The organism is Amycolatopsis acidicola (genome assembly GCF_007713735.2).
Taxonomy (GTDB): domain Bacteria; phylum Actinomycetota; class Actinomycetes; order Mycobacteriales; family Pseudonocardiaceae; genus Amycolatopsis_E; species Amycolatopsis_E acidicola.
The window spans coordinates 22,201-30,646 of the sequence record NZ_VMNW02000099.1; the positions used below are offsets into that span (position 1 = coordinate 22,201).

At 70.4% G+C, this 8,446-nt stretch carries 9 protein-coding genes and 1 pseudogene; 6 read left to right on the plus strand and 4 right to left on the minus strand.

What is annotated here, in order from left to right; translation table 11 throughout:
- Positions 1 to 55 precede the first annotated feature (55 nt).
- Complete coding sequence (locus FPZ12_RS38685) at positions 56 to 892, plus strand: inositol monophosphatase family protein (RefSeq protein ID WP_144754855.1); 837 nt, start codon at positions 56 to 58, stop codon at positions 890 to 892.
- Between the two features lie 95 nt (positions 893 to 987).
- Positions 988 to 1,263 (plus strand): zinc ribbon domain-containing protein, encoded by a 276-nt coding sequence (locus FPZ12_RS38690; protein WP_144754852.1) that lies wholly within the window; start codon positions 988 to 990, stop codon positions 1,261 to 1,263.
- A gap of 48 nt (positions 1,264 to 1,311) precedes the next feature.
- On the opposite strand, the gene FPZ12_RS38695 is transcribed toward FPZ12_RS38690, so the two are convergent.
- From FPZ12_RS38695 to menD, 3 genes are all read right to left on the minus strand, one after another.
- The gene (locus FPZ12_RS38695; protein WP_208026159.1) at positions 1,312 to 1,788 is read right to left on the minus strand and encodes a DUF3592 domain-containing protein; all 477 of its coding nucleotides are present in this window, start codon (positions 1,786 to 1,788) and stop codon (positions 1,312 to 1,314) included.
- 44 nt (positions 1,789 to 1,832) lie between these two features.
- Positions 1,833 to 3,332 (minus strand): M1 family metallopeptidase, encoded by a 1,500-nt coding sequence (locus FPZ12_RS38700; protein WP_166463051.1) that lies wholly within the window; start codon positions 3,330 to 3,332, stop codon positions 1,833 to 1,835.
- Between the two features lie 70 nt (positions 3,333 to 3,402).
- Positions 3,403 to 5,058 (minus strand): 2-succinyl-5-enolpyruvyl-6-hydroxy-3-cyclohexene-1-carboxylic-acid synthase, encoded by a 1,656-nt coding sequence (gene menD / locus FPZ12_RS38705; protein WP_166463052.1) that lies wholly within the window; start codon positions 5,056 to 5,058, stop codon positions 3,403 to 3,405.
- 57 nt (positions 5,059 to 5,115) lie between these two features.
- Between menD and FPZ12_RS38710 the strand changes: the two genes are divergently transcribed.
- From FPZ12_RS38710 to FPZ12_RS38720, 4 genes are read left to right on the plus strand one after another with little or no spacing between them, the layout of a single operon-like run.
- The gene (locus FPZ12_RS38710) at positions 5,116 to 6,039 is read left to right on the plus strand and encodes a 1,4-dihydroxy-2-naphthoyl-CoA synthase (protein ID WP_144754846.1); all 924 of its coding nucleotides are present in this window, start codon (positions 5,116 to 5,118) and stop codon (positions 6,037 to 6,039) included.
- Positions 6,040 to 6,048: 9 nt separating this feature from the next.
- On the plus strand, positions 6,049 to 7,182 hold the full coding sequence (gene menE, locus FPZ12_RS38715; RefSeq protein ID WP_144754843.1) for an o-succinylbenzoate--CoA ligase: 1,134 nt from the start codon (positions 6,049 to 6,051) through the stop codon (positions 7,180 to 7,182).
- A 32-nt stretch (positions 7,183 to 7,214) separates the two neighbouring features.
- Entirely contained in the window at positions 7,215 to 7,349 is a 135-nt protein-coding gene (locus tag FPZ12_RS46940; RefSeq protein ID WP_279537847.1) for a hypothetical protein, read from the plus strand.
- A gap of 23 nt (positions 7,350 to 7,372) precedes the next feature.
- Positions 7,373 to 8,245 carry a 1,4-dihydroxy-2-naphthoate polyprenyltransferase gene (locus FPZ12_RS38720; protein WP_144754840.1) on the plus strand — a complete coding sequence of 291 codons (873 nt, stop codon included), beginning with the start codon at positions 7,373 to 7,375 and terminating at the stop codon, positions 8,243 to 8,245.
- Here FPZ12_RS38720 and FPZ12_RS38725 read toward each other — a convergent pair.
- A pseudogene (locus FPZ12_RS38725) lies at positions 8,238 to 8,446 on the minus strand (PLP-dependent cysteine synthase family protein); the annotation flags it as partial. The gene FPZ12_RS38720 and the pseudogene FPZ12_RS38725 overlap by 8 nt on opposite strands.

An 8,446-nucleotide genomic window follows, 5' to 3' on the forward strand; every position in this document is an offset into this window, starting at 1 on the left:
ACACTTCATCTCGCCGTAGCGTTCCGGACACTCTGCCCGAGCAAACTAGAGCGGCGTGACCCTTTTATCCGCACGCCCGTCCCAGCCGGTCGAACCGGGCCTGCTGTCACGAGCGCTCGAGGTCGCCGGACGGCTCGCCAACGACGCAACCGACGTGATCACCGCGACCGCGGGCCGCGGCGCGCACCCCGGCACCAAGGACTCGCCCTTCGATTGGGTCACCGACACGGATCGGACCCTGGAGCGGCACACCCGCCGCGTGCTGACCGCCGAGTTCCCCGGGGTCCCGGTGGTCGGCGAGGAGTACGGCGCGGACATCGGCGCCGAGGACGCGCCGTACCGCTGGGTGGTCGATCCGGTCGACGGCACCGCGAACTACGTCGCCGGAGTTCCTTGGTGCGCTTACAGTCTCGCGCTGATCGACGCGTCAGGGCCGGTCGTCGGCGTGGTCGCGGACCCGTATCGCGCGCAGATCTACGCCGCCGCGCGCGGCCGGGGCGCGCGGGCGAACGGCAAGCCCGTCAAGCTGCTGGACAGGCGCGGTTTCGAGGGCGCAATCGTTTGCACCGAACTGGCCCGCAAAGGGCCGTGGCCCGGGATGGGCCTGTTCATCGAGCGCGCGGCCGCCGCGCACGCCGGGGTCAGGGTGCTCGGCTCGGCCGCGCTGTCGATCGCGCAGGTCGCGCTGGGCCACGCCGTCGCCGCCGTGCTGCACAGCTATCACGAGTGGGACGTCGCCGGATCGGTCGCGCTGGCGATCGAGGCCGGAGCCGTGGTGCTGGACCGCCGTGGCGCGGGCACCGCGCTGCCGGCCGACGGGCTGCTCGTCGCCGCGCCGAGCGCGGCCGAGGAAGTACTCGCGTGGTGGCAGGAGACCGCTGCAGTCGTCTGACCACGGAAAGTCGCGTGGTTGACAGGGGATCTTCACTTGGGGGTCGTGCGTCTGAAGGGCACGAAAACCCGATCCCCCCGAACTGGAGTCAGTGAATGATCATCTACGGCTGGCGGCGGAAGATCCTGGAGCTGGCGACCGCCACGTACCTGTGCGGGCAGTGCCAGAACCCGACGGCGCACGCGCTGCGCCGGGCCGTCACGAAGGTCACGTTGTTCTGGATCCCGCTGTTCCCGGTCAGCTCGAAGTACTTCACCGTGTGCACCTACTGCGGCGCCACCAACCAGCTGACCAAGGCCGAGGCCGAGCAGGTCCAGTCCATGCAGGGCCAGCAGGCCGCCGTCGCGCAGCCGCCGGTCCAGTCGCACTGAAACGGGCGTGAGGAAACCGGCTCTCCGCCAGCGCGGGCAGCCGGTTTTTCAGTTCCCGCTCAGTGCCGGGGCCCTCGGCTCGACCTCGGGCGTGGTGCCGCGGCCGCGATACCGGATCCACCACAGCAGCGCCACCGCCACGCCCCAGGTGATCAGCGTGGTGCTGCTCAACGGCAGCAGCGTGAGCGTTGCCGTGCGGCCCGCGACGCGCGCGAGCTCGGGGTTCGCGGTGTCGTACTCGATCCGCACCAGGTCACCGGCCGTCAGGCCGCCCGGGTAGAGCACCCCGTTGGCCGGGATGTGCACGATCCCGTCCGGGGTTTCGAAGTGGATGATCGTGCGGTCCCACGAAACCGAGTCCACATGCGCGGTCGCGTTGCCCAGATTGCCGGAAATGGCCTGGTCGTTGCGAATCGCGGCGAAGAGCAGCCCGACGCAGAGCACCGTGATCAGCGTGGCGACGCCGAGCACGACACGTCGGCCGATCCGCCGTCGCCGCTCGCTCTTCGTCACACTATCGAGCATAGAACGGCCGGTAGTGGCGGCGACGGCGGATCGGTCGGATCGGCTCAGTACCGCTGTTGCGCAGCGAGTTGTTCGTGCGTGCGCTGGATCTTCGCGAACGACTTCGGCTGCGCGGCGGGCGCTGCCGTGCCGTTCGGCCCGACCGCGGGCTTGCCCGTGGTGAACAGCCAGGTGGTGAACAGCTCGTGCAACGGTTTGCCGGAGACCTGCTCGGCGAGGCCGATGAAGTCGTCGATACGGGCGTCACCGCCCCTGTGCTCGGCGACCCAGGTCTTGAGGATCGTGAAGAACGCGTCGTCCCCGACGGTCGTGCGCAGCGCCTGCAGAGCCAGCGCGCCGCGGTCGTACACGGCGTCGTCGAACTGGTTCGCCACGCCAGGGTCGCCGGGCAGGACCTTCCACAGCGGGTCGTCGGCCGGGTGCGAGTCGTAGACGTACTGGGCCAGCTCCGCCGGAGTGCCTTCGCCCTCGTGCTCGGACCAGAGGTACTCGGCGTAGGTGGCGAAGCCCTCGTTCAGCCAGATGTCGCTCCACCGGCCCAGCGAAACCGCGTCCCCGAACCACTGGTGCGCGTTCTCGTGCGCGACCACCGAGGTGTTGCTGCCCGCGACGAAGAACTTGTTGCTGTACACCGGCCGCGTCTGCGCCTCGAGCGCGAAGGTGAGCCCGGTGGAGACCACGCCGCCCTGCGCTTCGAACGGGTAAGGCCCGAACTGCGTCGCGAGGAACGAGTCGATCTCCGGAGTCCGCTCGACGCTCGCCTTCGCCGCGTCGAGCGACTCGCCGAGCGCCGGGTCGTAGGCGGTCACGAACGGTTTGCCGTCCGGGGTCGTGACCTGGTTCACCTCGAACGCGCCGACCTCCAGCGTGGTGAGATACGTCGCCTGCGGCTGGGTGCTTCGCCAGTTCCAGCGCGTCCAGCCGGGGCGCTGTTTGGTGGTGCGCACCAGGGTTCCGTTGGACAGCGCCGAAACGTTGTCCGGCACCTCGACCGAGACGTCGTGGGTGGCCTTGTCGGTCGGATGGTCGTTGGCCGGGAACCACCACTGGGAGTTCTGCGGTTCGTCCACGGCGAGCGCCCCGTCGGGCGTCTTCTTCCACGCGGTGTAGCCGTCGATGACGACCTTCGACGGCGTGTCCGCGTAGTTCACGACGACCGTGATCGCCTGGCCCTTCTTCAACGGCTCCTTCGGCACGACGACGAGTTCGCCGTTCTCCTTCGGGTCGCTGTGGAAGGTGGCCGGGACGTTGTTCACCAGCACGGAGTTCGTGTGCAGGCCGAAGTCGAGATCGAAGCTGGAGAGCTCCTGCGTCGTCCTGGCCAGGATCGTCGTGGTGCCGGCCAGCTCATCGGTGGCGGGCTGGTAGGTGAGCCGGATGTCGTAGTGCGAGACGTCGTACCCGCCGTTACCCGCGTACGGGTAGTACGGGTCGCCGACGCCCGGCGCGCCGGCCGAAGGCGCGGCGCTGGCAGTGGCGGTGAGCAGTGTGGTCGCGATGCCAGTGGCGATTGCCCCCAGGCCCGCTCGGGTTCGCAGACGCATGAACCGGAAAAGTAGCCCGGAAACCGGTCACCGGGTACGTCCGGAAGGAGGTTCTTACCATCCGGACGGGTCAGTGCAGCACGTCCGAAACCGCCTGGCGCACGCGGGCGTGCAGGTCGCGGTGGCGCGAACGGTCCACTCGTACCTCCACGACGCGCAGGCCCGGCGCCGGGCGCAGCGCGTCACGGAACTCGTCGAGGCTTTCGGCCAGGGTGTGCGGCACGTTGAAACCCGCGCACAGGGCACCGAGATCCGCGCCGTGCGGCGTGCCGAAGACCCGCTCGAAGGAGTCGCGGTGCTCGGGCGCGCCCTGTTCGAGGAGCGAGAAGATACCGCCGCCGTCGTCGTTGAGCACGACGATCGTCAGGTCCGGGCGGTCGTCGGCGAGCAGGCCGTTGACATCGTGCAGGAAGGTCAGATCGCCGAGCAGCGCATAGGAATGCCCGCGGTGCACGGTCGCCGCGCCGATCGCGGTGGACACCGTGCCGTCGATGCCCGCCACGCCGCGGTTCCGGTGCACCAGCACGTCGGGCCGCATCCGCCCGGCCAGCGCCACATCCCGCGCCGGGTTCGACGAACCCACCACGAGCAGGGCCTCCGGCGGGAGGGTGTCCACCAGCTCCGCGGCCACGCGCAGCCCGCTCGGCCAAGGCTCACGACGCAGTGCGGTGCTCACCGCTTCGGTGGCCGCGCGGTCGGCGCGCTGCCAGCTGGCCAGCCATTCCGGGTCCGCGGGCTTGCTCGGCTCGTCGAACCACTGCCCCACCTGACGCACGTTGTGCGCGGGCGCGGGCCAGTCCGAATCGGGTCGCACCAGCAGGACCTCGACCTCGGCGTCCGACAGCAACGCCTGCACCTGCCGGAAAACCGTCGGGCGGCCGAGGCAGAGCACCTGCTCCGGCCGGTGCCGCTCGATGAACTGCTCGGCACCCAGCAGCCACACGCCGCTGGTGATCGCCGACGAACCGGACAGGCCGAGCCCGCCGGTTTCGGAGACCACCGGCCAGCCGTGCCGCTCGGCCCATTCGCTGGCCGCGCCCACGCCGCTGTCGCACGCGATCACCAGGCCGCAGCGCGCCGAGGGCACCACGAACGACGGCAGCGCGCCGAAGTCCGGCAACTCCGTCCAGCGCGCCCCGCCCGGCCTGCCGTCCAGCGACTCGTACCACTCGGGATCGCCGTCCGGCACCAGCGGCTCGCGGAACGGGATGTTCAGATGCACCGGCCCGCACCGCCATTCGCCGTACGCGGCGTTCCACGCTCGGCAGATCTGGCTGCGCCAGTAGGCGTTCTGGCCCGCGCGACGCTCGGCGACCGCCAGCTCGTCGAAGTAGCGCACCGCGTTGCCGTACAGGCGCTGCTGCTCGATCACCTGGTTCGCACCCGCCGCGCGCAGCTCCGGCGGACGGTCCGCGGTCAGCACGATCAGCGGGACCCCGGCGCGGTCGGCCTCCAGCACGGCCGGGTGGAAGTTCGCCGCCGCCGTGCCCGAGGTGCAGACCAGCGCGACCGGACGCCCGGTGCGCGCCGCGATGCCGAGCGCGAGGAAGGCCGCGCCACGCTCGTCGATGCGCACGTGCAGCTGCAGACGGCCCGCCGTCGAGGCTTCGTGCAGCGCCAGCGACAACGGCGCGTTGCGCGAGCCGGGGCAGAGCACCACGTGGGAGACCGTGTTGCGGACGAGCTCGTCCACGATGACCTTGGCCTGCGCGGTAGACGGATTCACCGGGCGCCCCCCGGTGTGTCGTCCGTCATCATGGCCACACGTCCTATTCTCCCAAACGTGCATGACGCCCAGGTTTCCGAGCTGTTCGACCCCGCCGCGTGGACCGAGATCGAGGGTTTCGGCTTCACCGACATCACCTACCACCGCTCCGCCGAGGCGCGCTCGGGCAAGCGCGTCGTTCGTGTCGCGTTCGATCGTCCCGAGGTCCGCAATGCCTTCCGGCCGCACACGGTGGACGAGCTCTTCCGGGCGCTCGACCACGCCAGGATGAGCCCGGACGTCGGGTGCGTCCTGCTCACCGGGAACGGCCCGTCGCCGAAGGACGGCGGCTGGGCTTTCTGTTCCGGTGGTGACCAGCGTATTCGCGGACGGTCGGGCTATCAGTACGCGGACGGCGAGACCTCCGACACGGTCGACCCCGCGCGGGCGGGCCGCCTGCACATTCTCGAGGTCCAGCGGTTGATCCGGTTCATGCCCAAAGTGGTGATCTGCGTCGTACCGGGCTGGGCCGCCGGTGGCGGGCACTCGCTGCACGCGGTGTGCGATCTGACACTGGCCTCCGCCGAGCACGCACGGTTCAAGCAGACCGACGCCGACGTCGGCTCGTTCGACGGCGGGTTCGGTTCGGCCTACCTTGCCAGGCAGGTCGGCCAGAAGTTCGCCCGCGAGATCTTCTTCCTCGGCCGCGAGTACAACGCCGAGCAGATGCACGAGATGGGCGCCGTGAACGCCGCGGTGCCGCACGCCCAGCTGGAAGCCGAAGCGCTGCAGTGGGCGTGGGAGATCAACGGCAAATCCCCGACGGCGCAGCGGATGCTCAAGTACTCCTTCAACCTGATCGACGACGGCCTAGTGGGCCAGCAGCTGTTCGCGGGCGAAACCACCCGGCTGGCCTACATGCAGGACGAGGCCGTCGAAGGCCGTGACTCGTTCCTGCAGAAGCGTTCCCCCGACTGGTCCGCTTTCCCGTACTACTACTGAGGTTCGCCCGTGCGTGAGGTACTGGTCGACGGGTCCGTCGACGAACTCGGGAAAGCGCTTGCCGAAGCGCTCGAAGGTGGTCCGGCGGTGCTGCCGCTGACACCCGGCTCGGACGAGCTGCGCAAGGCGATGGCGCCGCACGAGCCCGTCGAGCCCGGCACGGCGGTGATCATCGCGACATCCGGGTCCACCGGCGAGCCCAAGGGTGTGCTGCTGTCCGCCGACGCGTTGCGCGCTTCGGCGACGGCGACGCACCAACGGCTCGGCGGCCCCGGCCACTGGCTGCTGGCGACGCCGGCGCAGTACATCGGCGGCGTGCAGGTGATCGTGCGGGCTCTGTTGGCCGGCAGCACGCTCGCGTCGCTGCCGCCCGGCCGGTTCACCGGAGACCTCTTCGCCGAGGCGGCGGCGCCGATCGTCGCGAAGGACGGGCCGCGCTACACCGCGCTCGTGCCGACACAGCTCACCCGCATCCTCGACGCGGGCGGAGCGGGGCTCGCGGCGGCGAAGGCGTTCGACGCGATCATCATCGGCGCGGCCGCTACGTCGGCGGGTCTGCGGGAGCGCGCGGCCGAAGCCGGGGTCACGATCGTGCCCGCGTACGGGATGAGCGAGACGGCCAGCGGGTGCGTTTACGACGGTGTCGCGCTCGACGGCGTGCGCGTGGAATTGGCTTCGGACGGCCGGATCCTCATCAACGGCCCGGTGCTGACGCACGGCTACCGGCTGCGGCCGGACCTGACCGCCGAGGCGTTCACGGACGGCTGGTTCCGCACCGGCGACCGCGGGCAGTTCACCGACGGCAGGCTCGAGGTGCTCGGCCGGATCGACGACGTGATCAACACCGGCGGGGTCAAGGTGTCCGCCGCCGCGGTGGAGCGGGTGCTCACCGGCTGCCCCGGGGTCCGGGAGTCCTGCGTAGTGGGATTGCCTGACCCGGAATGGGGAGAGCTGGTCGCCGCCGCGGTGGTGGCGGAAGGGCCGCGGCCGGACGTCGCCGTGCTCCGGGCCGCGGTGCGCGAATCCGCTGGTGCGGCCGCGGTTCCGAAGCGGGTGGAGTTCGTCGAGGCGCTGCCACTGCGCGGCCCGGGAAAGGTCGACCGGTCCGCGGTGGTGGCGAAAATTTTCCACCCGATTGGTTGACATAATTCCTGACCCGGATTTCACTCCCCTGCATGACCTCGCTGAAACGCGTCCTGCTCGCCACGCTGGCGCTACTGGCACTGACGGCTTTCGCCGCGCCCGCGGCGTCCGCCGGTGAGCCCGGTTCCGGCACCCTCACCTGGTCGGTCCCGCTCGACGGCGAATGATCCGCTTCCACCACAATGGGTGAATGGCGACAGTCGCAGAGTGGATAGAGGGGGCCCGCCCGCGGACCCTGCCGAACGCGGTGGCCCCGGTCGTGGCCGGGGTCGGCGCGACGATCCAGCTCGGTGCCTTCACCTGGTGGCAGTCGCTGCTCGCGCTCCTCGTCGCGCTCGCGCTGATCATCGGCGTGAACTTCGCCAACGACTACTCCGACGGCATCCGCGGCACGGACGAGAACCGGGTCGGCCCGCTGCGCCTGGTCGGATCCGGCGTCGCCGCGCCGAAACTCGTCCTCTCCGCCGCGCTGGCCTGCCTCGGCCTTGCCGGGGTGCTCGGGCTGGTGCTGGTGATCGCCACCGGGCACTGGTGGCTCCTCGTCATGGGCGCGCTGTGCATCCTCGGCGCGTGGTTCTACACCGGCGGCAAGAAGCCCTACGGCTACGCGGGCCTCGGCGAGATCGCGGTGTTCGTGTTCTTCGGGCTGGCCGCCGTGCTCGGCACCGTCTACGTGCAGGCCGGGACGCTGAGCTGGGAGGCCGTGCTCACCGCGGTGGCCGTGGGCTGCTTCTCCACCGGTGTGCTGACCGCGAACAACCTCCGCGACATCCCCACCGACCGCGAGGTCGGGAAGAAGACCCTCGCCGTGAAACTCGGCGACACCGGCACCCGCCGGTTCTACCTGCTGCTCGTCGCGGTGCCGTACGTGGTGAGCATCGCGCTCGGCATCGCGCACCCGCTCGCGCTGATCGCGCTGCTCACCGCGGCCATGCTGATCACCCCGGTCAAGGCGATCACCAGCGGCGGCACCGGCCGCGGGCTGATCCCGGTGCTGCGCGACACCGGACTGGTGATGCTGGCCTGGTCCGTGCTGACCGCCGTCGCGCTGGGCCTCAGCTGACCCAGCGGCCGGTGGCGAGGAACCGGCTCATCCTGGCCAGTTCCGGCTCGAGGTCGAGGCCGTTCTGGGCGAGCCACTCGTCGTTGTAGTAGGTGTGCGCGTAGCGCTCCCCGCCGTCGCAGAGCAAAGTCACCACGCTGCCGTGCTGCCCGGCGGCGAGCATCCGCGCGATGAGCTGGAAGGCGCCGTACAGGCTCGTCC